Below are 24,007 nucleotides of genomic sequence, written 5' to 3' on the forward strand. Positions count from 1 at the left end.
CCTGGGTGAGGCGACCGGCGCCAGGGTCTTGGCCGCGATCGCGACGACCGCACGCCGCCGCACTGCGTAACGTCTTCAACCGGCTCCTGGGCTAGCTCTATCACTGTCTTCAAGCCGTTGTGCTGCACGCGCCATCTCTGCCGAGAGGGGAGTGCGGCGTGCGGCTGCTCTGGTTGGGATGGTGTGCGTGAAGATCAGCCCCAGAGTGGTGGGGCCTCCGGTCGAAGTGCGTTGAAGGCTCGATCGAACAGGCTTGGCAGGGAGTCGGTTCCGGCTGACTGGGCCCACGCCCGGGTCGCGGCCAGATATGCTCCCACGCTCGCCGCGGCGATGACGGCGACATCGAGGTCGGTTCGGGGATCCAGGTCGAACTTGGTGCTGATGACTGTGGCGAGGCTTGCACGCCAACGGTCGACGCGGTCGAGGTAGCTCGCGCGCAGCGAGGGGGCTTCTTCGACCAGGTGGTAGAGCGCGAGGGCTCGGGCCGGGTTGGCGTGTGCCCACTCTTCGAACGGGGTCATGCTCAGTCGCAGCGCTGTCCACCGGTTTTCATCGATGGGACAGGCGACGAAGCAGTGGCAACCCTCCTCGGCGAGCTTGCTCAGCCGTGATACGACGACATCCTCCTTGCTGCGGAAGTAGCGGAAGAAGGTCCTGCGGGAGATCCCGGCGGCATCGCAAATCTCGTCGACGGTGGTCTCGTCGAAGCCCTTGTCGAGGAACAGTCCGATCGTGGTCTCGGCGACCTCCGACCGCATGCGGTCCTTCATGCGCTGCTGTAACGGCTCGGAAGCACTGGGACTCATGCATTGCATCCTAGCCACTCAATGCCACTTGGTGCTAACCTGCCACTGAGTGCCAGGAAGGCATTTAGTGGCCAACGGTCGATGTCCGCGCGGTCACTCGCCTGGTTGTCCCACCCCTACTTTCGACTCGGAGAAGTGAATGAAAGCAGTGCAGCTGGTCGAATCAATCGGACCGTCCGGACTTCGTGTGACAGAGCTGCCGGATCCAGATCCGGTCGGCGATCTGGTCGTGGTGGACCTGCATGCGGCCGGAGTCTCATTCCCCGACCTGTTGCAGACGACGGGCAGCTATCAGATGGTCCAGGCGCTGCCCTGCGTGCTCGGGGTCGAGGGCGCCGGCATCGTTCGGTCCGCCCCGCGCGGCAGTGGTCTGACGGAGGGGCAGCGTGTCGCGGTGCTCGCGCTGTCGGGTTCATGGCAGCAGACGGTGGCGGTGCCGGTCGGCTATGCGTTTCCCCTGCCGGACACGGTGTCGCTCACCGCGGCGTCGGGGTTCGTCATGAACCACCTGACGGTCCACTTCGCGCTGGTCGAACGCGCCCGTGCCCGTCGAGGTGAGATCGTCCTCGTGCACGGGGCGGCCGGCGGAGTGGGCACTGCCGCACTCCACCTCACGGCCGCTTTGGGACTCGATTCGATCGCCGTCGTCAGCAGTGAAGAGAAGGCAGCTGTCGCCAAAGGCAACGGTGCCACACACACCGTTCTGGTCGACGGGTTCAAGGATCGTGTGCTCGAGCTGACCGGCGGCAGGGGGGTGGACATCGTCGTCGATCCGGTCGGTGGGGATCGGTTCACCGACAGCCTTCGTAGCCTGGCTGTGGGTGGCCGTGCCCTCGTTCTCGGCTTCACCGGGGGAAGCATTCCCACGGTCAAGGTGAACAGGCTCCTGCTCGCGAACATCTCCGTGGTCGGCGTCGGGTGGGGCGAATTCATTCGCGAAGATCCCGAATATCTCGCCCGGCAGTGGGATGAGTTGTCGCCGCTCCTGACCTCCGGTGCCCTCACGGTCCCCGAGCCCACGCTCTACGCGCTGGACAACGCCGCCGCTGCCCTGCAGTCGCTCAGTGAGCGTGCAGCGACGGGCAAGATCTCGCTGAGTCTGCGCTGATCGTCTGGTGGCGCCGCGTCGCGAGCCGTGCGTGTGCCGCCTCTGCGGTGCCACCTGACCTCTGTCACCGAACAACCCGGACGCCCGTGTCGTCGACACGGCCCCAACAGAAAGGCCTCCCGTGGTCAGCACCGAAACCCGAGACATCATGGCGGAACGGCGATCTGCACAGCTTCCGGCCGATGCGGCAAACACGCTCGAACACCTTCTCGCGGCCAGGGCCAGTTACCGCGCATTCACGCCCGAGCCGGTACCCGAGGACACCATTCGGCGGATATTGCAGACCGCCCAGCTGACGGCATCGTGGTGCAACAGCCAGTCGTGGCAGGTGGCCATTACCCGTGGTGCAGGGACCGAACGGCTCCGCGATGCGCTGTACACGACAGCCTCGGCCGGCGTCACCGAGGAGACCGACATCCCTTTCCCCCGCGAATACCGCGGCGTTCACCTCGATCGCCGTCGTGAAAGCGGCTTCCAGCTCTACAACGCCCTGGGAATCGAACGTGGGGACCGCGCGCGCCAGCACGAGCAGGTGCTGGAAAACTTCAAGTTCTTCGGAGCGCCCCACGTCGCGATCATCCACTCCGACGAGGCGCTGGGGCCTTACGGCGCCGTGGACTGCGGCGGCTACGTGGCCAACTTCCTCACCGCCGCCGCCGCGCACGGGGTCGGGACCGTGGCCCAGGCGGCGCTCGCGATGTACCCGAGCGTGCTGCGGCGTGAGCTCGGCCTCGATCAGGACCGCACCATCGTGTGCGGAATCTCCTTCGGATTTCCCCGCGTCGAGCACCTCTCGAATAGCTACCGGACCACCCGCGCTCCCATCGACGACGTCGTCGACTGGATCGACAACTGATGTCCGAACACGTTGACGGGGCTGATTCCGCGCGAGTGATCACCGAGCGGTGCGGTCGAGTGCTGCTCATCCGCCTCCATCGCCCTTCCAAACGCAACGCCATCGACGCCGCCATGACCGCGGCGCTCGATGCCGCATTCAACGAGTTGGACGACAACCCGGAAATCTGGTGCGGCGTCCTCAGCGGTGGCCGGCAAAACTTCTGCGCCGGGACGGACCTGATCGACGGACCCGGAGAGCGCACCCCTCGGGGAGGCAGATATGGCGTCGTCGGCCGATTTCGAACCACACCTCTCGTCGCGGCCGTCGAAGGATTTGCCTACGGCGGTGGCCTCGAACTGGCACTCGCCGCGGACATCATCGTTGCCGGTCGCTCGGCACGGTTCGGCCTGCCCGAGGTGACCCACGGCGTGGTCGCCAACGCCGGCGCCCTCTTCCGCGCCCATCAACACCTGCCGCTGAACATCGCGAAACAGATGCTCCTCACCGGCCGGCCGCTTACCGCGGACAGGGCCCACAGCTGCGGATTCGTCAACGACATCGTCGACGACGGGACCGCGGAGCAGTCCGCGACAGCTACCGCCGAACGGATCGCCGCCAACGCCCCGGCAGCAGTCCAGGCCACCCTGCGCGCGGTCGATGCCGTCGTGCGTCGCGACGACGATCGAGGTTGGGCTCACACCTTGGAAGCGGAGGAAACAGTGCGTAATTCCAACGACTTTCACGAAGGTCTCCTCGCGTTTCGCGAGAAACGCCGTGCCCGATGGCAGGGCAGCTGAGCGCTACACATGATCACGCCTGTATCTCGAGATGTCGAACCGGACAGGGGAATACGTTGAAATCGAAATCCGCATCGCCGATGCGTTCGATTCGGTCGCCGACACTGCGTCTACCTGCGTCCACATCGAATGCCGTGCTGTGTGCGGCGCAATGCCATCAAAGGGGCTGGGGGACAACTGATTTAGTATTGACGCGCCGACCTTCGGGCTGTAACGTAGGTCACGCCAGATGTGGCATGGGTCACTCTTGGTGCCCGATGCGTCTCGGGCCAAAGTCGCTTACCAACCTGCAGGGCTGCACACCCTGATGGGTATCCACCCCCCCGTAACGATCTGCTCGGGCATTGAGGTCCGGGCAATCCCGTGGGGGTATCGGCACAGGAAACTGTGACTCAGTTGTTCGCTACGGAGGTAAAGGCATGAACGTGAAGGTCACAGCGGGAGATGCGCCCGCGCTCTCTCCCGAGGCCGGCAGTACGCCGTCGGTTCCCGGCGGGCCCCGTGCCGTCAGGAAGGCAGCGTTCGCAGCGACGCTGTCGACGTCGCTCGAGTGGTACGACTTCTATATCTACGCGACCGCAGCGGCGCTCGTGTTCAACAAGACGTTCTTCGCCACCGACAGCGAAGTAGTCGCGGCGATGAACTCCTTCGCCACCGTCGCACTCGGTTTCGTCGCACGACCGATCGGTGGAATCGTCGCAGGTCACTTCGGTGACAAGTACGGCAGGAAACCGATCCTGGTCCTGTCTATCCTGCTGATGGGGCTCTCGACCACCCTGGTGGGATTCGTACCCAACACCTCCATCGTGTGGCTGGCGCCGACAATGCTGATCTGCCTGCGCCTGCTGCAGGGTCTCGCCGTCGGCGGACAGTGGGGCGGCGCCGTGCTCATCGTCACCGAGTACGCCCCGCCTCATCGTCGCGGATTCTTCGGCAGTTTCGCGCAGCTCGGCATTCCGATCGGGATGGTCCTGGGCAACGGAGTCTTTCTGGCCATGACATGGGCGCTCGCACCGGATGCGTTCATGGCGTGGGGATGGCGCGTGCCATTCTGGGGCAGCCTGCTGATGCTGGCCGTCGGGTTCGCAATTCACCGATACCTCGAGGAGACGCCGGACTTCCAGCAAGCGCAGGCCAAACTGACGACCGCGACCGCCAAGCGACGGTCGCCGATCCTGGAAGTCATTCGCCACAATGGCGGCACACTGCTGATGGCCGGTGGCACCTACCTCGTCGGTATCGCGATGTTCTACATCACGATGACCGGAAGCGTGCAGGTCGCCACCACCACGCTGGGAATGGCCCGTTCGGACGTACTGCTGTGGATCCTCCTCGCAGCCCTGGTGATGATTCCCATCGTGCCGACGACCGCATACCTGTCGGATCGATTCGGCCGCAAACTCATCTACGGCATCGGAATTGCCGGAATGGGTATCTGGGCCGTTCCGATGTGGACTCTGATCGGCTCGGCCACCCCCGAGACCCCCGCCCGCCTCGGCATCGCGGTGGTCGTGTCCTGCGCCATAATGTCGATCCAGACCGGGCCGCAGGCTGCACTGTTCGCCGAGCTGTTTCCCCCGGAAACCCGCTACTCCGGGGCGTCGCTGGGATATCAGACTGCGGCGATCCTCGGCGGCATGTCGCCCATGGCGATGGTCGCCCTGGTCAACGGTCGAGTGGACAACATCTGGCGAGTCGGACTGATGATCGTGGTTCTCGCCGTGATCGCCCTCATCTGCCTGTTCGGATTGATTCGCCGCGACGCGAAACGCCGCTCCGAGGCCCGGAGCAACCAGCGCTGAGCCAGAGCTGATGCACACGCCGGTGTCGGTTGCCCTCGGGTCAACCGACACCGAGATGTGCTGTCTCGTGCGCCTATCGAGACTGACGCACACGCACCGAGCACGTCATGAACTGACATGCGCCCACTGTCAGCACACGGAAAGACCTCTCGGGCGAGTGGGTGTGGCAACACCGCAATTCTCCCGATGGCGCGACGATCGGGGGCAAGTCACGTCGATGCCGCTCGAGTCCTCGAGCCTCGACACGTAAGTTGCGATGGCGAGCCAGTTGATCGATCACAACATTCATAGCCTCTCCACCGTCGTGAATGCCGGAACGACGAGCATCACCACCCAAGAATGCATCATCAGCCGGCACGGGGAAAGAAATCGCCTACGCGACAGCAGTTCTGGTGTGCTGGGACACGAGGACACCATCGAAGCGCGCCCTCACCCCCGTTGAACACGCGGCACTGCTAACTCCCACGGCCGTCCCCAGTCCGTCTCGCTGTTACTGCGCCGCGCCCGAGGCCGACGCCGATGATCGCGATCGGCACCACATGCGTCACGTCGACAAGGCGGATTCGTCGAACCGCTACTCGCCGGTCGTGTGTGTCGGCTGCTCGCCTGATGCGGTGGCGGCGAGGTTGGTGGCGGCCCAGCTGGCGAGCAGGGTCATGGCGTCGGCGGACGGGCTGCCGGGTTCGGCGTTGTAGAGGGTCAGGACCAGGCCGGGGTCGGCAGGTAGTGGCATTGTTTCGTAGTCGATGGTGATGTCACCGACGACGGGGTGGTGGAAAGTCTTGGTGCCGGTGTAGTGCAGGCGCACATTGTGCTTGGCCCAGCGGACACGGAATTCGTCGCTGCGGGTGGATAATTCACCGACGAGGTCGGAGATGCCGCGGTCGTAGGGGTCGCGGCCGGCGTCGGTGCGCAACAGGTTGACGGCGCCGTCGGCCATCTGGTCCCAGTCGGGGTAGAACTCGCGGGCACGGGGGTCGAGGAAGCAGAACCGGACGAAATTGACCGCCCTGCTGGGGTCGGGGTGCAGTTGGTCCGGATAGAGGGGCGAATAGAAGGCGTAGGCCAGCCGGTTCGCGGCGACGAGGTCGTGGCGGGCGTTGCGCACGAATGCGGGCCCGGTGTATCCGTCGAGGAGTCGCTGCACCATCGGCCGCACTGCCTTGGTGGTGCGGCGTGAGCGGACTCGTTGCGGGCTGGTGAGGGCGCTGCGGTGCAGGTCGAACAGGTGGGAGCGTTCGGCCTCGTCGAGTTCGAGGGCACGCGCGATGGCGTCGAGGACCGATTCGGAGATGCCGTTGACCTTGCCGCGTTCGATTTGGGTGTAGTAGTCGACCGAGAGCCCGGCCAGGGTGGCGACCTCTTGGCGGCGTAGCCCGGGGACGCGTCGTTTGGCGGCGTCGTAGACCGGCAGCCCGACCTGGTCGGGGGTGATCTTGGCCCGCCGCGACGCCAGGAAGTTGCCGATCTCGGCGACTCGGTTGGTGGACTCCATACCCCCGAGGCTACGACCTGCGCGAAGCCCGGTGCCAGGTGCCGTGAGGGGGGTGCTGCCGGCACCCCCCTGATCTTCGCCTCCCACCCGGGCCGCTGACCGCGTTGCATGGATGTTGCGAGCGCAGAGGCGCTCGACCGAGATCCTTCGACATCGACGAGGTGCGATGACCACGCGAACGCCTGTCCGACCGAGCCCGAGCACTGGCCTGCCGGTGCTGGTGTATGTGCTGGCGGCCGGGATCTTCCTGATGGGCACGACCGAGTTCATGGTCGCCGGACTGTTGCCCGACGTTGCCGCCGACCTCGGCGTCGACATCGCCCAGGCCGGGCTGCTGGTCACCGCGTTCGCGGTCGGCATGATCATCGGCCCACCGGTGATGGCGCTGGCCACGCTGCGGTTGCCCGCCCGAGCCACACTGGTCGGGGCGCTGGCGGTGTTCTCCGCCGGGCACGTGGTGGCGGCGGTCAGTGATTCGTTCACCGTTGTCACCGCCTCCCGCGTACTCACCGCGCTGGCGACGGGCACGTTCTGGGCCACCGGCGCCGTCGTCGCGGCCGCCGTCGCCGGTCCCGGGGCGAGCGCACGAGCATTGGCGGTGATGTCGGGCGGATTGAGCCTGGCCGTGATCGCCGGTGTGCCGTTGGGTACCTTCGCCGGCCGGTTCACCGGCTGGCGTGGCCCGTTCTGGATGCTGGCGGTGCTGGCCGTCCCCGCGCTCGTCGCCGTTCTCCGGTTCGCTCCGGCCACCGTGCGCAGGGACACGGTGAGTGTGTCGGCGCGCTCGGAGATCTCGGCGGTGCGGCCGTGGCGGGTGTGGGCGGTGCTGGGTGCGATCATGCTGGCTCAGGCCGGGTTCCTCGGCGCCTACAGCTTCATCAGTCCGCTGCTGACCGACCGTGCCGGTATCTCCGCCGCGCTGGTGCCGCTGGTGCTCGTCGGCTTCGGTGTCGGCGCCGTGGTGGGGACCGCGCTGGGTGGTCGGATCGGCGACCGGCGACCGCTGGCGACCATCGCCGCGACGGTAGCACTGACCTCGATTCTGCTGCTCGTTCTGGCGGCGACCGCGAGCCACTCGGCGATCGTGGTGGGTCTGGTCGTGCTCCTGGGCGCCTCCGGGCTCGGGGCGAACCCGGTGCTGATCGCCCAGACCATGCGATTCGCCGGACATGGCTCGCGGCTGGCGTCGTCGCTGGCGACCTCGGCCTTCAACCTCGGCACCGCCGCCGGATCGGCGTTGGCCGCCACCACCTTGTCGACGTCACTGGGGGTGGTTGGACCGGCGGCCCTCGGTGCCGCGATCACCGCCACCGCGCTGATTCCGATCGCACTGTTGGTGAGCACCCGGGCGTCGCGTCCTTGTGCCGCCGATCCGCCGCCCCGACCCACCGACGAGACGCCGCCGGTCGCCACATCGGTGAGCTGAAGCGCGGCTGAACACCGGTATCGACAGGAGAAACAGCATGCGCCCCATCATCACCGGGCTGGTCGTCCTCACAACGGCCGTCACCGCCGTCGCCGGGCTGTGCGCCTGCGCGAGCACATCGGACCCGGCCACGAACAGTCCGATGTCCGCATCATCCGCCACGCAACCTGCGAGGGCGCAACCTGGACAGAAAGAACCGTTCATGCAGATTCGGCTCAGGATCGGCGCGTCGGAGGCGACCGCACGACTCTACGACAACGCCACGGCACGAGACTTCGCCTCCCTGCTGCCGGTCACGATCACCCTGCACGACCTCGGCGGTCGCGAGAAGGCCGGGCCGCTGCCTCGCGAGCTCGCCGACGGTCAGGGCCAGAGCAGCTACCGCGCAGGACAACTCGGCTACTGGGCGCCCAGCAGTGACCTGGCCATCTACTACCGCGAGGACGGTTTCACGATTCCCGATCCCGGGATCGTGATGATCGGCGAGATCGACACCGGACTCGACGCCATCACAGACGACGGCAACGACACCCTCACCATCACCGCAGCCTGACCACCCCACCGACAGAAGAGGACCACCATGCGTGGAGTAGTAACGAATGCCCCCGGCGATGTGCCGACCGACGCGACCCGTCCCACACGGCGGGGCCCTCGGCGCTCGACGAAGATGGTCGGCGCCGGTATTGCCACGCTCGCAGTCCTGGCCGCCTCGGCCTGCTCGGCCACCGACGCGCCCACCTCCTCCGCGGCTCCGGCCTCGCCGGTCGCGAACCTGGCCTCCGGTGATCTGTCCCACGGCGCCGACAATTTCTACACCAGCGACCAGGTCACCGTGGAGAAGGTGACGTTCAAGAACCAGTACCGGATGGACGTCTCCGGCAATCTGTTCGTCCCCAAGAACCTCGACCGCAACACCAAGACCGCAGCCATGGTGGTCGGGCACCCGATGGGCGCGGTCAAGGAACAGAGCGCCAACCTCTACGCCACCAAGATGGCCGAGCAGGGTTTCGTCACCCTGTCGCTGGACCTGTCGTTCTGGGGCGAGAGCGCCGGCGAGCCCCGCAACGCCGTCGCCCCCGACATCTACACCGAGGACTTCAGCGCCGGCGTGGACTTCCTGCGCACCCAGTCCTTCGTCGACACCGAACGCATCGGCGCGCTCGGCATCTGCGGCAGCGGCAGCTTCGTCATCAGCGCCGCCAAGATCGACCCCCGCATCAAGGCCGTCGCCACCGTCAGCATGTACGACATGGGCGGTGCCACCCGCAACGGGCTGGGCCACTCGGTCACCCCCGAACAGCGCCAAGCCGCCCTGGCTCAAGCCGCCGCGCAGCGAGATGTCGAATTCGCCGGTGGTCCCACCGAATACACCGGCGGCACGCCCGAACAGCTGACCGATCAGTCCGGCCCGATCGCGCGCGAGTTCTACGACTTCTACCGCACCGCGCGCGGGAGCAGCCCCGACACCACCACCCAGCCGACCCTGTCGAGCAACGTCAAGTTCATGAACTTCTACCCTTTCAACGACATCGAGACCATCTCACCTCGCCCGATGCTGTTCATCGCCGGCGAAAACGCGCATTCCCGCGAGTTCACCGAAGAGGCCTACCGCCTCGCCGGCGACCGCAAGGAACTGGTGATCGTTCCCGGCGCCGGCCACGTCGATCTCTACGACCGGGTCGAGATGATCCCGTTCGACAAGCTGACCGAGTTCTACACCCAGAACCTCACCTAACGAGTGCTCGTACCTCCGAGGACCCACGGAGATGCCGGCGCTCGGTCCCGGTGCACCACGGGTGCACCGGGACCGAGTCGTGGCCGGGTGACGAGCTATCCTCGGCTAGCCGAGGGGTGTTCCTGCGACGCCCCAGGATTCGCGGGGGACTTCGGTGATGGTGACCCATACCGATGACGAGGGCTTACCGGTGGCGTCGACGTAGGCGCGGGTGATCGCTTCGATGGTGGCGCGCTTCTGTTCGGTGTCGAAACCGGGTGGCTGGGTGATCTGGATGAGCGGCATGCGTGGTCCTTCTGCGTGGTGGGGATCGAGTCAGCGGGTGGCGCCGGAACGCATCCAGCTGTCCGAGAGCGTGTATCCGAGGGGGAATGGGTCGGTCGGATCGATTCCGACCTGGGACATATCGGTGATCCATGCCTGGCCGGCAACGCTCGGCACGACGGCGTCGTAGTCACCGACGCGGGTGAGCGATTCGATGGTGCTCTCGAACCGGCTGTCGATGAGCGATTCGTGGATGAACTTCTCGCCCGGCTTGATCTGGTTGCGGGCGTGCATCACCGCGAGCCTGGCCGAGGTGCCGGTGCCGCACGGGCACCGGTCGATGCGGCCGGGGGAGACGACGACCGCGTTCTTGGCGACGAGGGTGTCGTTCTCTCGCCGCAGGGGGTTGGTGAACTCGGTGATGGTGATTCCGGCGAACTGGGGGTTCTCCGGGTGGATGGCCTTCAGCTGTTCGGCGGCGGCGGTCTTGATCTTTTCGCCCACCACGCACAGGTCGCGGGCCTCGTCGGGGACGAGCTCGAATCCGAGGCCGGCGGCGTCGATGATGGCGAAGGCCATCCCACCCCACGCGACGTCGAGGGTCACAGTCCCGATGCCTTCGACCTCGACGGGTGCGTCCAAGTGATAGACGAAGGCGGGCTGGTTGACGAAGCGGACGCTGAGCACTTTGCCGTCCCGGCACTCGCAGTGCAGTTTGATCAGGCCGGCGGGTGATTCGAGGGTGAGTTCGGTGACCGGTTCCTGCATCGGGACCATCCCGGTCTCGAGGAGAACTGTTGCGACACAGATGGTGTTGCCGCCGGACATCGCGGGATATTCCTCGGATTCCATGATGACGTAGCCCATGGCGGCGTCGGGGTGCGTCGGCGGCAGTACGACGTTGAGGGAGCGGATCATGGAGCCACGCGGCTCTTTGAGGAGCAGCTGCCGGATGTCGTCTCGCTTGTTCTCGAGGTAGAGCCGCTTCTGGAACATGGTGTCGCCGGGTACGTCGCCGACACCGCCCACGACGACGTTGCCAACCTCTCCGCCGACATGACATCCGACGACGTTGAAAACCTTGCTGAATCGCATTGAATTTCGACTTTCTTTTTCGCCGAGCGTGCGCTCGGAGTGCGAAGTGGATGCCTGTGACGGCAGTCGTGGCGTGTGTTCCCTAGTGCACGACGCCGGCGGCCGTCTCGCTGAGGCTCATGCCGTTGGTCTCGGGGGCCAGCCACTGTGACAGTCCGGCCCCGATACCGGCGATGACAGCGGCGATCAACATGGTGACCGCGGTACCGAGGTTCGCCATCGACCACGGCAGCAGGAACGTGCCGATGCCGGCCCCGACGCGGCTGACGGCGGCCGCGAAGCCCGTGCCGATCCCGCGGATCTCGGTTGGGAACACCTCGGCGGGATAGATTCCGGTCAGCGTGTTGTACATCGCATTGAAGAACGAGAAGGCCAGGAACAGCACCAACACCACCATCGGCGGCGCCCCCGCCCAGAGGCCGATGACCGCGAGCAGCGCCATGCACAGCCACTGTGGCGGCACGGTCAGCGCCCTGCGGCCGAGTTTGTCGACCAACAGCACGGTGAGCACCACGGCGCCGGCGGCGACCGCGGACAGCCCGACCCCACCGGCCAGCCCCCCACTGAGCCCGTACTGGTCCAGCACACTGTCGGCGAACGTGGCGATCGCGAAATACGGTGTGACTGCGCAGAACCAGAACCCCGCGGTGAACAACGTTGCCCGCCAGTACTGCCGGGAGAACAGCATCCCGAAGCTGCCCTTGCGGGTGTCTTCGTGCTCGACATCGATCATGTCGGCGAAGCACTCCATGTATTTGTGCGCGAGGGCGTGAGCCTCGTCCCGTCGGCCTACGTTCCACAGCCAGCGCGGCGACTCGGGCAGCCCGATCCGAGCGATGAGCAACACCACCGCGATCACGGTGCTCGTGCCCAGGATGACCCGCCAGCCCAGGTCGGTGTTCTCGGTAAGCAGATACCCCACCAGGTACGCGAGCATGAACCCGACATACCAGGCGATCAACGTCACGCCCATCAACCGGCCCCGCAGCCGGGCCGGAACGAACTCCGACAGCAGCGGCCAACCCACCGAGTACTCGGCGCCGATCGCCACACCCATCAGCAGCCGCACCACCAACAGCTGCCAGGGCTCGTGGACGAAGAACTGCATCGCTGAGGCGATCACGAACAGCGCCATGTCGGCCGTGAACATCAGCTTGCGGCCGAACTTGTCGGAGGCCCAGCCCGCCAGCGGCGAGCCGATCAAGATGCCGAACAACGCGCTCGCCGCGATCAGCCCCTCCGACAGCGTCGACAGGCCCAGATCGGCGGCCATCGGGCCGGTCACCGGACCGATGATCCCGAGGACGTAGCCATCCAGGAACATCCCCCCGGTCAGCACGAGGACCAGTTTCCACAGGAAACGCCGCTTGAACGCTGCGTCGGCATGGTCTGAAACAGCGACCGTATTCTTTATTGACGACACCAGTCACTCCTCACAATCCGGAACGATGACATGGGTTTCTCCTTATTTTCTTCCGGGGTCGGGGTGTTGGGTAGGGGATCTCGGCGGGACGATCTCGCCGGGGTTGCGGAGCGCGACGTCGGCGTGGCGAGCAACTCCGGGGTCCGGGCCGAAGGGTCTGTGTGACCTGCGCCTCACAAAGTAGGCTGTTGGGGGAGTTGTCGACAACAAGGTCTGAGGTTGAAACTGAAAGATGCCGATTTGAGTTGTAACTCTCTCAACGGAGGGTGAGCGCCTGCACGCAGGAAATCGGAGTGAAATTCTGCGCTTTGCAGGTGGTTCAGCTCAGGTCGGCGGTAACGACACGGGCATGAGGTCTATGAATTAATAACTCAAAGGTGCGGCGTTGGAAATAGAACGGTTCGCCTCGGAGCGTGCGGGCAGGGAGCGAGGAGGGATGGGCATGGCGCTTTCAGCGGAGGACAGGGGCATGCTGGAGCGGTTGGTAGCGGCGCCGACCACGACCCAGGCGTTGGCCTTGCGTGCCCGGATCGTGCTCGCAAGTGAAGACCAGTCGGTCGCCGAGGCGGCGCGGACCCTCGACGTCACCCGGCACACGATCATGAAGTGGCGCAGCAGATTCGACGAACACGGAATCCACGGTCTCGGCGACCGGGCCCGACCGGGACGCCCGGTGTCCATCGGCAGCGACGCGCAGCGGGCAGTACTCGGCACGCAGCTTCGGGAACCGGCAGACGGAGCGTGGACCACACGCACGATCGCTGCCGAACTCGGGCTGAGTCAGACTGCGGTCAGTCGAGTCCGCCGGCTGTCGTTCACGGAGGCGCCCGATCTCGTCACCCGATCGGTGCTCAACAAGTCGAGGCAGGTCGTGCTTGCTGCGGTGTTTGTGAGCGCGGCGACTCGCGTCGTGGTCTTCCACGATCCGGCCTCGCCTCCCGGTGCCGCCGAAGCACGATCGCGCAGCAGCCGGACCCGGCAGCGGCGGGAGGTGGTCCGTACCGTGCTGTCCGCCCAGTTCGCCTACGAGCCGCAGGTGTCCCCGGCAGAGTCTGCCGAGTCGGCGGCGGTCGGGTCGGACCTTCTCGACATGCTGGAACAAGTCAACAAGGTGGCCCCGCCGGATCGGCGAGTCATCATGTTGGTCGACGTGAAGCTCCCGACGCAGACCCAACGCTGGTTGTATCGGCACCCCCGGTTCAGCGTGTACGAGATAGCGCCACACCGCTGGCTGGCGCAATTGGATTCGATCACGGAAGCCCTCGACCGGCGCCAGGGCGAACAGTTGCTCACCGTGGAACATCAGGTGCGCTCGTGGGCGGCGAGCGGGGAACACTCGTTTCGGTGGGTCCGGCCACCGCGCCTCGAGGCCAAGGCGTCGGGTGCGTCCGTCCCGGCGGCCGCAGGTGGTGCCCTGCGTAGTACCCCGCCGCGGCTGGCGACTGCCGTGGTCAAGGTGCTGCGCGAGTCGATCGCGACGGGTGCGTTCGATGCCGGACAGAGGATTCTCGAAGAACCGCTCGCGGCGCGACTCGGTGTTTCCCGGGGGCCTATTCGGGACGCACTGCAGATCCTGGCCGAGGACGGATTGGTGGCACTCGAACCGCATCGCGGTGCGTACATTCCCATCCCCACCCGCCAGGACATCTTCGACACCTATACCGCGCGTGGTCCGCTCGGGGCGTTGCTGCTGCGGCGTGTGGCTACCAAGGGCAGAACGCGGCTGGCGCCGGTCGAAGCAGCGATGGAGGACGTCGTCAGGAACGCGAGGATGGGTGATGCTCCGGCCACGGGGGATGCGGACATTCGGTGGCAGGATGCGGTAGCTCATGCCGCCGACATGCCGAGGATCGAGAAGATGTTCGTCCGCCTGTCGCTGCAGCTGCGGATGTTCGTTTCGATCTTGGGGCTGGACTACGCGTACTCCGTCGACGACATCGTCGCCGACGACACAGCCATCCTCGATGCGTTGCGGAGCCAGGACCCCGAGCTGGTGACGAGCCTGTGGAGCCGCAAGATCGACAACGCGGTATTCAACATGGTCGAGCAGTTCCGGCGTCACGAAGACGCTCCCGACGGCAAACGGAAGTAACCGACTGCCGTCCCCGCGATCCCAACGTGCCGTTGGCTCCCGGGGTACGCCCACGTCACCGCCCTGGACGGTCTGCTGCGGGACGGAAGATCGCGTCTTGAGTCGTTAATCTGTAACTCGACCGACTGCGAGCGAACCGCACACTGCACGACGAAATGCGCGGTTTGATGTGCACATGCTAACCGTGGCTGTGCACTTATTTATAACTCAGATGTGTATTTTTCGATTTGAAGTCGCTCACGTGTTGTCGACAACTTGGTCGCCCAGCATACTTTGTGAGGCGCAGGTCACAGCGATATGTGATCAGACATCGAGCGGTCACCGCACCGACAACATCCTCGAAACGCCACACACACAATCTGGAGGTTTCTTCCATGACCAGCACGAACGGTCTCGTCGAGCGGGAATTGGTACGTCTCGAATCGACCCCGGCCACGGCTCCGTACTCGGCGGCCGCGGTCCTCGGCGATCTGGTGTGGACCAGTGGAGCGCTGCCGGTCGAGGCCGACGGCAGTACGTCGGAGGATTTCGCCACTCAGGTGCGCACGGCGCTGTCGAACCTGGAGACCTCGCTGCGCGCCGCCGGCGCGGACTGGTCGACGGTGCTCAAGATCAACGGCTACGTCGCCGATATCGAGAAGCTGCCCGAACTCAACGAGGTCTACACCTCGGTGGTGACCGTGCACGGCGCGCCGGCCCGCACCACGGTCGAGGTCTCCCGCTTCCGCGGCCGCACCGCGGTCGAGTTCGACGCCGTCGCCTACCGCCGATAGGGCTGAGTCGCAACATCTCTCGCCGCTCCGTCCACGAAAGGTTCACATCATGATCGACGCCACCGAGCCCGTGACCTGCTCCGCGGTCACCATCGCGCCGTCGGTCGCACACCGCTCGGCTGCGCCGCCCGCTCCGAAGCCCGAGTTCCGGGTGTCTTCTTCGCTGCTGGCCGATCAGGTATTCGAGGCTCTTCGTGGACGGATCGCGCAGGGGGAGTGGGAACCGGGCAGTCAGCTGCGGATCCGCGAGGTCGCCGAGTCGGTGGGCACCAGCGACATGCCCGTGCGAGAAGCCTTCCGGCGGCTCGAGCAGGCCGGCCTGATCGTCGTCGAACCGTACCGCGGTGCGACGGTGCGGGTCTTGAGCATCGACGAGCTCGAGCACGTGTACGACGTGCGGATCATGCTCGAACCCGAGGCCGCTCGCCAAGGTGCCGCCCACGCAGACCGTGGCGTCATCGAGAAGATGCAGCACCATTGGCTGCTGCTCCGGGACGCCGCAGAACGCGGTGACACCGTCGAAGCCGCCATCCAGGACGAGCACCTGCTCGGCGCCCTCTACGACGCCGGCGAGAACGTCGAGCTGGTCAAGGTGGTCCGCAATCTCTGGGACATCTGCCGTCCGTACAAAAACCTGTGGATCACCCACGCGCTCGAGCAGGGACTGGCCACCTGGAGCCATCTCACGGACATGCTCGATGCCGTCGAACGAGGCGACAGCGCCGTCGCCTCCACCATTCTCGACCGGACCTACCGTGACGCCCGCGCCACGGTCCGGCAACTACTCGACACACAGTCAGGAAGAAACCAGTGAGGACCACCGTCGTCGGTGCGGGAGTTATCGGACTCTCGTGCGCATACGAACTCTCCGAACTCGGCCACCAGGTCACCGTCGTTGATTCCGGGGCCGTCGGTGCCGCGGCATCGGCCGGCAACGCCGGCTGGGTGACCCCGTTCCTGTCCACTCCCCGCGCCGCACCGGGTGCGGTCCGGGACGCGCTGCGCAGCTTCACCAGCACCGAGGGACCGGCCCGGATGCGCCCGCATCTCGAGCCGAGCTTCGCCGGCTGGATCACGAAGTTCCTGCGCGCGAGCACGAAGAAGCGGAACGCGAAAAGCACTGCCGCTCTGCAGGACTTCGCCCGTCCAGCGCACAGCTACTTCGATTCGCTGATCGAGCGGGGCGTGAGCTTCGAGCAGTACACCGACGGGCTGGCGGTGGTGTTCAAGGAGGAGGAGAACCTCGTCCACTACGAACAGATCGTCACCAAGATGCGTGCGCTCGGCTACGTGGGCAGCGTCAAGGTCTACCGCGGTGAGGACGCCGCCGAGTTCGACCCGGCGATCCGCCGCGACCTCGCCGGGGCGCTGCATCTCGAGAGCGAGCGGCACGTGCGGCCCGAGACGCTGTGTCAGGGGCTGGCGAAATGGGTGCAGGCGAACGGCGGCGAGGTCGCGGAACACGATCGGGTCACCGCGATCACGGCCCGCAGCAGCGGCCAGTGGATGGTAACGACCGAGTCCGGGCGGGAGATCGTCGCCGACAACGTCGTCGTCGCCGCCGGCTACCCCAGCCGCACCCTGCTCGCCCCGCTCGGAGTGAAGGTGCCGCTCGAAGCGGCGAAGGGCACCAGCATGACCGCGCTCGGCGAGGGCACCGCCCCGGCGCACCCGCTCAAGCTGTACGAGAACATGGTGGCCTGCTCACCGTTCGGCAACGCCGTGCGACTGTCGGGAACCTTCGACATCGGCAACCGCGATTTCACGCTGAACCAGAAGCGTCTCGACATGGTGGTGCGGCAGGGCCTGAGCTTCCTCGAGGACTGGCGCCCCACCGACGTCGAAATCCAGTGGGTCGGTCACCGCCCCACCTCCGCCGACGACCTGCCGATCATCGGACCCGTTCCCGGGCAGGCGGGCCTGTACCTGGCCACCGGCCACGGCACCCTCGGGGTGACCCTCGGCCCCGTCACCGGCGCCCTCGCCGCCAAGGAAATCGCGCGTCACGGCCAGCAACGACTCCTCGAGCCGTTCCGCCTCACCCGCTTCTGAGCTCGACCTACGCCCCCACGTTCGACAAGGAGAATTCGCAGTGACCGGAGCAATCCACAACATCGCCGGCAACTTCCACGTCCCCACCCCGGAGAACGAGCCGGTCAACGACTACCGGCCCGGCTCGCCGGAGGCCGAATCGCTGGCCCTCGAAATCAAGCGCATCGGCGGTACCACCCAGTCGATTCCGTTGTCCATCGGCGGGGAGGTCTTCGAGACCGCCGACACCCAGCCGGTGGTGTCCCCACACGATCACGCCCGCGTCCTCGGGCAGCTGAGCAAGGCCGACCCATCGCACGTGCGCACGGCGATCGATGCCGCACTGGCCGCCCGCCACGACTGGTCACGCCGGCCGTGGTGGGACCGTGTCTCGGTGTTCCTGCGTGCCGCCGAACTGGTCACCGGCAAGTACCGCGACGAGATCAACGCCGCCACCATGCTCAACCAGTCCAAGACCTACCACCAGGCCGAGATCGACGGGGCCTGCGAACTGGCGGACCTGCTGCGCTTCAACGCCCATTGGGCCGAGGGCATCTACGCCAACCAGCCCAAATCCACCCAGGGGGAGAACAACTACCTCGACCAGCGCGGGCTGGAGGGATTCGTCCTGGCGGTCACCCCGTTCAACTTCACCAACATCGCCGGCAACCTGCCCGCGACCGCGGCGATGATGGGCAACACCGTCGTGTGGAAGCCGGCGGAGAAGTCGGCGCTGAGCACCGATGTGGTGCGCCGCATCTTCGACGAGGCCGGACTGCCGCCCGGGGTGATCAACACCGTCCACGGTGACGGCAAACTGGTCAGCGACATCGCCCTCGCCGACCCGAACCTGGCCGGCCTCGCCTTCACCGGCTCGACCCAGGTGTTCCGGCAGTTGTGGAAGAAAGTCGCCTCGCACATCGACGACTACAAGACCTACCCGCGGCTGGTGGGCGAGACCGGCGGCAAGAACGCCGTCGTCGCGCACGTCTCCGCCGACCCGCAGGCCCTGATCACCGGCCTGACCCGCGGTGCGTTCGAATTCCAGGGCCAGAAGTGCTCGGCCGCCTCCCGCGCCTACATTCCGCGCAGCCTGTGGAACAAGATCAAGGAACCGCTTGCCGCGCAGGTTGATTCGCTGGTCGTCGGGGACGTGGCCGACCACCGCACCTTCCTCGGTGCCGTGATCGACGAGACCGCCCACGACCGGCTCACCGGGGCGATCGACAAGGCGAAGAGCCTCGATTCGCACACCCTGATCGCCGGTGGCACCACGAACAAGGAGACCGGCTACTTCGTCCGTCCCACCGTGTTCGAGACCACCGACCCCACCGCGTTCACGCTGACCACCGAGTTCTTCGGTCCACTGCTGACGGTGTTCGTCTACGAGGACAACGACTGGATCGAGACCCTGAAGGTCGCCGACAAGACCAGCCCCTACGGGCTGACCGCGTCGGTGTACGCCACCGACCGGACGGCGATCAACCAGGCCCTCGACGTGCTGCGTGACGCCTCCGGGTACGTCGCGATCAACGACAAGCCCGCCGGCATGTCGATCGGCAAGCAGCAGTTCGCCGGTTCCCGCGCCTCGGGCACCAACGACAAGATCGGCTCGCCGCTGGCATTGCAGCGCTGGGTGAGCGGGCGGTTCGTCAAGGAGAACCTCAACCCCGACACCGACTACCGCTACCCCTACCTGGGCGCCTGACCGCGCCGCCGCCTCCCATCCATCGTCACCCACGGAGCACGTCATGCCATCCAACGACCCGCTTCTCTCACCGTTCGACCTGAAGCACCTGCGGCTCAAGAACCGCGTGGTCTCCACCTCGCACGAACCGGCCTACGCAGAGAACGGCATGCCGAAGGACCGCTACCTGCGTTACCACCTGGAAAAGGCCAAGGGTGGGCTCGCGCTGACGATGATGGGAGGCGCGGCCTGCGTGTCGCCGGAGAGCCCGGCGTTCGTCAACAACATCGCCCTCTACCGCGACGAAGTGGTGCCCTACCTGACCAAGATCGGCGACGCAGTGCACGAGCACGGCGCGCTGATCATGTGCCAGGTCACCCACGCCGGGCGGCGCACCAGCAATTACGAGGGTGACTGGCTGCCGGTCGTCTCCGCCTCCGGCGACCGGGAACCCCAGCACCGGGCGTTCCCGAAGGTCGCCGAGGACTGGGACATCGACCGCATCCTCACCGCCTACGCCGACGCCGCCGAACGCTGCCAGGCCGGCGGCATGGACGGCATCGAACTGATGGCCTACAGCCACCTGCTCGACCAGTTCTTCTCCCCGGCCCTCAACCACCGCGACGACGAATGGGGCGGGGACTTCGAGGGGCGCCTGCGGTTCCCCCTCGAGGTCGTCCGCGCCATCCGGGCCCGGGTGGGCGAGGACTTCGTGATCGGACTGCGGATGGGGGTCGACGACGAACGCGCCGGCGGCAACGCCGTCGACGAGGGCATCGAGGCGGTCCGCCGCCTGTCCGCCGAGGGCATCGACTTCCTCAGTGTGATCAAGGGAAACCTCGACTCCGACAACACGATGGCGAAGATCATCGCACCGATGGGCACACCCGCCGCGGTCCATCTGGACTTCGCCGGCCGGGTCAAGCACGAACTGGACATCCCGGTGATGCACGCCGGGAGGATCGCGGACCTGGCCACCGCCCGCTACGCGATCAGCGAGGGACTGCTCGACATGGTCGGCATGACCCGCGCCCATATGGCCGACCCGTACCTGATGCAGCGGGTCCACGACGGTGAAGAGGACCGCATCCGCCCGTGCGTCGGCGCCGGATACTGCATCGACCGCCTCTACCAGGGCGGCGAGGCGCTCTGCCTGCACAACCCGGCCACCGGCCGCGAAGCCCAACTGCCGCACATCGTTCCGCCGGCCGCGGAGAAGAAGAAGGCCGTCGTCGTCGGCGCCGGCCCGGCCGGCCTCGAAGCCGCCCGGGTACTCGGCGAACGCGGCCACACCGTCACCGTCCTCGAGGCCGCGAGCACACCCGGCGGGCAGATCGCGATCGCCGCCGCCCCCGAACGGCGGCGCGACCTGATCGGCATCGTCGACTGGCGGGTGCAGGAATGTGCGCGGCTCGGGGTGACGATCCGCTACAACACCTACGCCGAGGCAGCCGACATCCTCGCCGAGAACCCGGACGTGGTCATCGTCGCCACCGGTGGCATCCCGAACACCGAGATCGTCGACGGGCCCGCGAACCTGATCACCGACACCTGGCAGATCCTCACCCGCGAGGTCAAACCCGGCAAGTCGGTGCTGGTCTTCGACGACAACGGGGACCACCCCGGCATGAGTGCGGCCGAAGTCATCGCCGACGCCGGTGCCGAGGTGGAGGTCGTCACCCCCGAACGCATCATTGCTCCGCTGGTCGGGGGGTCGAACTACCCGGCCTATCTGAAGAATTTCGCGGAGCACTCGGTGCGCACCACCCTGAACACTCGGGTCACCAAGGTCGCCCGCGACGCCGACCGCCGCCTCACGGTCACCCTCGAGGACGAATACGCCCACACCACCGTGACCCGCACCGTCGACCAGCTCGTCGTCGAGCACGGCACGGTCCCGGTCGACGACGTCTACTTCGAACTCAAGGACCGCTCCCGCAACCACGGGGCCGTCGATCAGGACGCGCTGCTGCGGCTGCAACCGCAAACCCTCGTGGCCAACGAGGACAGCACCTTTCAGCTCTTCCGCGTCGGTGATGCGGTCACCAGCCGCAACATCCACGCCGCCATCCTCGACTCCAACCGCCTGTGCATGGCCATCTGAGACCACGTCGCAGCGTAGATCCACGAACCACACCCTCACCTGAACGGAGAAAATCATGGCTGACCTCACCGGCAAAGTAGCCCTCATCAGCGGCGGCTGCCGCGGACAAGGCGAGGCCGAGGCCCGGCTGTTCGCCGAACGCGGCGCGAAGGTCGTCATCGCCGACATCCTCGACGACGACGCCGCCAAGCTGGCAGCGGACATCGGCGCCGACCGCGCATTCGCCGTGCACCTCGACGTCAGCGACCCGCAGCAGTGGGCCGACGCCCTGGCCGCCGGAATCGACGCCTTCGGGCACGTCGACGTGCTCGTCAACAACGCCGGCATCTTCCACCAGGGCACCATTGTCGAGACCCCGGTCGAGCGATACCGGCGCATCATCGAGGTCAACCAGATCGGCGTGTTCCTCGGCATGCAGACCCTCGCACCGCACATGGCGAAGATCGGGCACGGCTCGATCATCAACATCGTCTCGGTGTCCTCGTTCGCGCCGCTGGACTACACCGCTGCCTACGCCTCGACCAAGTCGGCGCTGCTGGCGATGTCCAAGGCCGCCGTCGGCGAACTCGGACCCCAAGGGATCCGCGTCAACATGATCCACCCCGGTGGGGTGGCCACCGAGATGGGCGCACCGCAGGGAGCCGTCCCCACCGAATACTCCAAGGCGCCCCTCGGCCGGATCGGCCAGCCCCGCGAGATCGCCACGGTCGCAGCATTCCTGGCCTCCGATGACGCCTCGTACTGCAGCGGCGCGGAGATCCTCGTCGACGGTGGCTGGACCGTCGGAACCCGCAACCCCTGGACCACGACGGACTGAGAACGGCACAGACTTCCGGTCACAGAGCGCCTGCCCGACCGACCGGACACCCGGGTGCGCGAAAAACCTGCCCAGTACTGGATTCCCATTTCAGAGAGCGTGAGATGACAAACGCGGAACAACCGTTGCCCGACACCCCCGACACCCCGGCTCACCGGCCGCGCGTCCTGGTCACCGGCGTCGAACAGATCGAAGGTGCCGGTGCCGCCCGGATTCTCGCCGAGGCCGGTTGCCGGGTCATCGCACACAGCTTCTCGGCCGCCGCCGCCGATGCCGTGGCCGCCGGGATCACCGAGGCCGGAGGCGCCGCGTACCCGGCGGTGGGCGACCTGACGATCGAGGCCGACGTCGACCGCCTCTTCGCCGGCCTCGAGGACCGGCACGGGGGCATCGACGCACTCATCCACACCGCGTGGCTGCCCGGCCCCGAAACCGCCGGGCACGCCCTGGCCGACATCGCCCCCGCGGACTGGGGACGCTTCACCTACGACCACATGGCGATGCTGTTCCTGACCACCCGCCGGGCGGCGGCGTCCATGGCGCACAATCCCGCACCGGGCACCATCCTCACCGTCACCGGTTTGGGAGCCGGGGATTCCATCGAGAATGCGGACACCGGTCCTGCCCGCGACGCGATCAACGGCGCCGTCGAATCGTTCACCATGGCCGCGGCCCGTGACAACGCCCTGGCCGCATTGCGTATCAACACCATCCGGCTCACCCCCTCCATCGGGGCGGACGTCGCAGACGCGGTCCCGCCCAACCTCGACGAGCTTCTGGTCCTGCTGCTGGTCGAGCGGCCCCTCGGATCGGGGCACGTCATCCCGGCGGCACCGACCTACGCCCTGGTCCCCAGCTGACCACCACTCGAGACATCACAGGAGACCTCACCCGTGACCGTGACATCCGAACCCACCGCCCTGCAGAAGGTCGAGCTGACCGAGGAGGAGATTTTCGCCGGCCACATCGGGGGGAAGCTCTCCGTGGAGCTGACCGCCCCGCTGGACACTCAGCGAGATCTGTCCATCGCATACACCCCGGGGGTGGCTCAGGTCTCCCGCGCCATCCACGCCGACGAGACCCTCGCCGACCGGTACACCTGGGCCAGCCGCCTCGTGGTCGTCGTCTCCGACGAAAGGCGCTTCGCACCCGTGCGTGGTTAAGGAGTCTGAGCACTCGTCAACCACGCACGGGCGGCGGAGCCGCATCCAGGACACATCCACGCCCCAGGAAGAGCCCTATGCCGGTCGATGACCTCCGTGGTCACACTCTCCGTCGACCGCGTCCACTTCCGTGACGCCATCCACGTCGGGGAACTGGTCACCTTCTCCGCTTCGGTGAACTACACCGGACGCACCTCGATGGAGATCGGTATTCGTGTCGACACCGAAGACATCCGAGAAGGTCGCTGCCGGCACACCAACAGTTCCTACTTCACCATGGTCGCCGTCGACTCCCACGGCAAACCGGTCACCATTGCGCCGTTGCCGTTGGGCACCGAACTCGACACGCAACGATTCGAAGCTGCCCGGCAACGCCGACGAGCCCAACGTGCCGCGTTTGCCAGCCCCCACGCGGTTCCACCGCTCTCTGCGGATTACTAGCCAGCCGCTCCCGCAAACCCGCCCGTATCCGCGCGCATCCCGATGTTGCTGCCGTGGCATCGACGCGCGACCACCCGGATACGGCGCGAACGAGGAGGTGCCGTGGATCG

The 24,007-nt window shown here is 66.5% G+C and carries 20 protein-coding genes and 2 pseudogenes; 17 read left to right on the forward strand and 5 right to left on the reverse strand.

The genetic code is table 11. From position 1 onward, the window contains the following. Positions 1–194: 194 nt before the first annotated feature. Positions 195–806 carry a TetR family transcriptional regulator gene (locus tag ACFU5V_RS03605; RefSeq protein WP_378696915.1) on the reverse strand — a complete coding sequence of 204 codons (612 nt, stop codon included), beginning with the start codon at positions 804–806 and terminating at the stop codon, positions 195–197. A 139-nt stretch (positions 807–945) separates the two neighbouring features. Between ACFU5V_RS03605 and ACFU5V_RS03610 the strand changes: the two genes are divergently transcribed. From ACFU5V_RS03610 to ACFU5V_RS03625, 4 genes are all read left to right on the forward strand, one after another. Next, positions 946–1,914 carry an NADPH:quinone oxidoreductase family protein gene (locus tag ACFU5V_RS03610; protein ID WP_378696917.1) on the forward strand — a complete coding sequence of 323 codons (969 nt, stop codon included), beginning with the start codon at positions 946–948 and terminating at the stop codon, positions 1,912–1,914. A 148-nt stretch (positions 1,915–2,062) separates the two neighbouring features. Further along, complete coding sequence (locus ACFU5V_RS03615) at positions 2,063–2,770, forward strand: nitroreductase (RefSeq protein WP_378697563.1); 708 nt, start codon at positions 2,063–2,065, stop codon at positions 2,768–2,770. Beyond that, the gene (locus tag ACFU5V_RS03620; RefSeq protein ID WP_378696918.1) at positions 2,770–3,549 is read left to right on the forward strand and encodes an enoyl-CoA hydratase-related protein; all 780 of its coding nucleotides are present in this window, start codon (positions 2,770–2,772) and stop codon (positions 3,547–3,549) included. The genes ACFU5V_RS03615 and ACFU5V_RS03620 overlap by 1 nt, the downstream gene beginning before the upstream one ends. Positions 3,550–3,968: 419 nt before the next feature. Next, positions 3,969–5,351, forward strand: coding sequence for an MFS transporter (locus ACFU5V_RS03625; RefSeq protein ID WP_378696919.1), 1,383 nt, complete (start codon positions 3,969–3,971; stop codon positions 5,349–5,351). Between the two features lie 574 nt (positions 5,352–5,925). Here ACFU5V_RS03625 and ACFU5V_RS03630 read toward each other — a convergent pair. Then, complete coding sequence (locus ACFU5V_RS03630; RefSeq protein ID WP_378696921.1) at positions 5,926–6,846, reverse strand: helix-turn-helix transcriptional regulator; 921 nt, start codon at positions 6,844–6,846, stop codon at positions 5,926–5,928. A gap of 166 nt (positions 6,847–7,012) precedes the next feature. Between ACFU5V_RS03630 and ACFU5V_RS03635 the strand changes: the two genes are divergently transcribed. From ACFU5V_RS03635 to ACFU5V_RS03645, 3 genes are read left to right on the forward strand one after another with little or no spacing between them, the layout of a single operon-like run. Next, positions 7,013–8,272, forward strand: a complete 1,260-nt coding sequence (locus ACFU5V_RS03635; protein ID WP_378696923.1) for an MFS transporter — start codon at positions 7,013–7,015, stop codon at positions 8,270–8,272. A gap of 37 nt (positions 8,273–8,309) precedes the next feature. Beyond that, complete coding sequence (locus ACFU5V_RS03640) at positions 8,310–8,825, forward strand: cyclophilin-like fold protein (RefSeq protein WP_378696925.1); 516 nt, start codon at positions 8,310–8,312, stop codon at positions 8,823–8,825. Positions 8,826–8,852: 27 nt separating this feature from the next. Beyond that, positions 8,853–10,007: an alpha/beta hydrolase gene (locus tag ACFU5V_RS03645; protein WP_378696927.1), complete on the forward strand. Its 1,155-nt coding sequence runs from the start codon at positions 8,853–8,855 to the stop codon at positions 10,005–10,007. Between the two features lie 105 nt (positions 10,008–10,112). On the opposite strand, the gene ACFU5V_RS03650 is transcribed toward ACFU5V_RS03645, so the two are convergent. The 3 genes from ACFU5V_RS03650 to ACFU5V_RS03660 all read right to left on the reverse strand — a co-directional run bounded on the left by ACFU5V_RS03650 (position 10,113) and on the right by ACFU5V_RS03660 (position 12,789). Further along, positions 10,113–10,292: a 4-oxalocrotonate tautomerase family protein gene (locus ACFU5V_RS03650; protein ID WP_378441107.1), complete on the reverse strand. Its 180-nt coding sequence runs from the start codon at positions 10,290–10,292 to the stop codon at positions 10,113–10,115. A 30-nt stretch (positions 10,293–10,322) separates the two neighbouring features. Beyond that, on the reverse strand, positions 10,323–11,366 hold the full coding sequence (locus ACFU5V_RS03655; protein ID WP_378441105.1) for a proline racemase family protein: 1,044 nt from the start codon (positions 11,364–11,366) through the stop codon (positions 10,323–10,325). 82 nt (positions 11,367–11,448) lie between these two features. Continuing rightward, positions 11,449–12,789, reverse strand: a complete 1,341-nt coding sequence (locus ACFU5V_RS03660; protein WP_378441103.1) for an MFS transporter — start codon at positions 12,787–12,789, stop codon at positions 11,449–11,451. Between the two features lie 442 nt (positions 12,790–13,231). Between ACFU5V_RS03660 and ACFU5V_RS03665 the strand changes: the two genes are divergently transcribed. The 10 genes and pseudogenes from ACFU5V_RS03665 to ACFU5V_RS03710 all read left to right on the forward strand — a co-directional run. Continuing rightward, entirely contained in the window at positions 13,232–14,881 is a 1,650-nt protein-coding gene (locus ACFU5V_RS03665; protein ID WP_378696930.1) for a helix-turn-helix domain-containing protein, read from the forward strand. Positions 14,882–15,255: 374 nt separating this feature from the next. Further along, on the forward strand, positions 15,256–15,654 hold the full coding sequence (locus ACFU5V_RS03670; protein WP_378696932.1) for a RidA family protein: 399 nt from the start codon (positions 15,256–15,258) through the stop codon (positions 15,652–15,654). A 49-nt stretch (positions 15,655–15,703) separates the two neighbouring features. Then, positions 15,704–16,468 (forward strand): GntR family transcriptional regulator, encoded by a 765-nt coding sequence (locus ACFU5V_RS03675; protein WP_378696934.1) that lies wholly within the window; start codon positions 15,704–15,706, stop codon positions 16,466–16,468. After that, positions 16,465–17,706, forward strand: coding sequence for an NAD(P)/FAD-dependent oxidoreductase (locus tag ACFU5V_RS03680; protein WP_378696936.1), 1,242 nt, complete (start codon positions 16,465–16,467; stop codon positions 17,704–17,706). The genes ACFU5V_RS03675 and ACFU5V_RS03680 overlap by 4 nt, the downstream gene beginning before the upstream one ends. A 40-nt stretch (positions 17,707–17,746) precedes the next feature. After that, entirely contained in the window at positions 17,747–19,393 is a 1,647-nt protein-coding gene (pruA, locus tag ACFU5V_RS03685) for an L-glutamate gamma-semialdehyde dehydrogenase (RefSeq protein ID WP_378696938.1), read from the forward strand. Positions 19,394–19,436: 43 nt separating this feature from the next. Further along, positions 19,437–21,476, forward strand: a complete 2,040-nt coding sequence (locus ACFU5V_RS03690) for an FAD-dependent oxidoreductase (protein ID WP_378696940.1) — start codon at positions 19,437–19,439, stop codon at positions 21,474–21,476. A 55-nt stretch (positions 21,477–21,531) separates the two neighbouring features. Beyond that, a complete protein-coding gene (locus ACFU5V_RS03695) occupies positions 21,532–22,293 on the forward strand; it encodes an SDR family NAD(P)-dependent oxidoreductase (protein ID WP_378696942.1) in 762 nt (253 codons plus the stop codon). 104 nt (positions 22,294–22,397) lie between these two features. Further along, the gene (locus ACFU5V_RS03700) at positions 22,398–23,153 is read left to right on the forward strand and encodes an SDR family oxidoreductase (protein ID WP_378696944.1); all 756 of its coding nucleotides are present in this window, start codon (positions 22,398–22,400) and stop codon (positions 23,151–23,153) included. A gap of 33 nt (positions 23,154–23,186) precedes the next feature. Further along, positions 23,187–23,426 (forward strand): annotated as a pseudogene (locus ACFU5V_RS03705) (NAD-dependent malic enzyme); the annotation flags it as partial. 120 nt (positions 23,427–23,546) lie between these two features. Continuing rightward, positions 23,547–23,897: pseudogene (locus ACFU5V_RS03710) on the forward strand (acyl-CoA thioesterase); the annotation flags it as partial. Positions 23,898–24,007: the final 110 nt, after the last annotated feature.

It is taken from the genome of Rhodococcus sp. NPDC057529, from assembly GCF_042802055.1.
Lineage (GTDB): Bacteria > Actinomycetota > Actinomycetes > Mycobacteriales > Mycobacteriaceae > Rhodococcus_F.

What these genes read in the sequence shown, in the direction of transcription:
- ACFU5V_RS03605 (WP_378696915.1), bottom strand. Translation starts at nt 806, where the DNA reads ATGAGTCCCAGTGCTTCCGAGCCGTTACAGCAGCGCATGAAGGACCGC.
- ACFU5V_RS03610 (WP_378696917.1), top strand. Translation starts at nt 946, where the DNA reads ATGAAAGCAGTGCAGCTGGTCGAATCAATCGGACCGTCCGGACTTCGT.
- ACFU5V_RS03615 (WP_378697563.1), top strand. Translation starts at nt 2,063, where the DNA reads ATGGCGGAACGGCGATCTGCACAGCTTCCGGCCGATGCGGCAAACACG.
- ACFU5V_RS03620 (WP_378696918.1), top strand. Translation starts at nt 2,770, where the DNA reads ATGTCCGAACACGTTGACGGGGCTGATTCCGCGCGAGTGATCACCGAG.
- ACFU5V_RS03625 (WP_378696919.1), top strand. Translation starts at nt 3,969, where the DNA reads ATGAACGTGAAGGTCACAGCGGGAGATGCGCCCGCGCTCTCTCCCGAG.
- ACFU5V_RS03630 (WP_378696921.1), bottom strand. Translation starts at nt 6,846, where the DNA reads ATGGAGTCCACCAACCGAGTCGCCGAGATCGGCAACTTCCTGGCGTCG.
- ACFU5V_RS03635 (WP_378696923.1), top strand. Translation starts at nt 7,013, where the DNA reads ATGACCACGCGAACGCCTGTCCGACCGAGCCCGAGCACTGGCCTGCCG.
- ACFU5V_RS03640 (WP_378696925.1), top strand. Translation starts at nt 8,310, where the DNA reads ATGCGCCCCATCATCACCGGGCTGGTCGTCCTCACAACGGCCGTCACC.
- ACFU5V_RS03645 (WP_378696927.1), top strand. Translation starts at nt 8,853, where the DNA reads ATGCGTGGAGTAGTAACGAATGCCCCCGGCGATGTGCCGACCGACGCG.
- ACFU5V_RS03650 (WP_378441107.1), bottom strand. Translation starts at nt 10,292, where the DNA reads ATGCCGCTCATCCAGATCACCCAGCCACCCGGTTTCGACACCGAACAG.
- ACFU5V_RS03655 (WP_378441105.1), bottom strand. Translation starts at nt 11,366, where the DNA reads ATGCGATTCAGCAAGGTTTTCAACGTCGTCGGATGTCATGTCGGCGGA.
- ACFU5V_RS03665 (WP_378696930.1), top strand. Translation starts at nt 13,232, where the DNA reads ATGGCGCTTTCAGCGGAGGACAGGGGCATGCTGGAGCGGTTGGTAGCG.
- ACFU5V_RS03670 (WP_378696932.1), top strand. Translation starts at nt 15,256, where the DNA reads ATGACCAGCACGAACGGTCTCGTCGAGCGGGAATTGGTACGTCTCGAA.
- ACFU5V_RS03675 (WP_378696934.1), top strand. Translation starts at nt 15,704, where the DNA reads ATGATCGACGCCACCGAGCCCGTGACCTGCTCCGCGGTCACCATCGCG.
- ACFU5V_RS03690 (WP_378696940.1), top strand. Translation starts at nt 19,437, where the DNA reads ATGCCATCCAACGACCCGCTTCTCTCACCGTTCGACCTGAAGCACCTG.
- ACFU5V_RS03695 (WP_378696942.1), top strand. Translation starts at nt 21,532, where the DNA reads ATGGCTGACCTCACCGGCAAAGTAGCCCTCATCAGCGGCGGCTGCCGC.
- ACFU5V_RS03700 (WP_378696944.1), top strand. Translation starts at nt 22,398, where the DNA reads ATGACAAACGCGGAACAACCGTTGCCCGACACCCCCGACACCCCGGCT.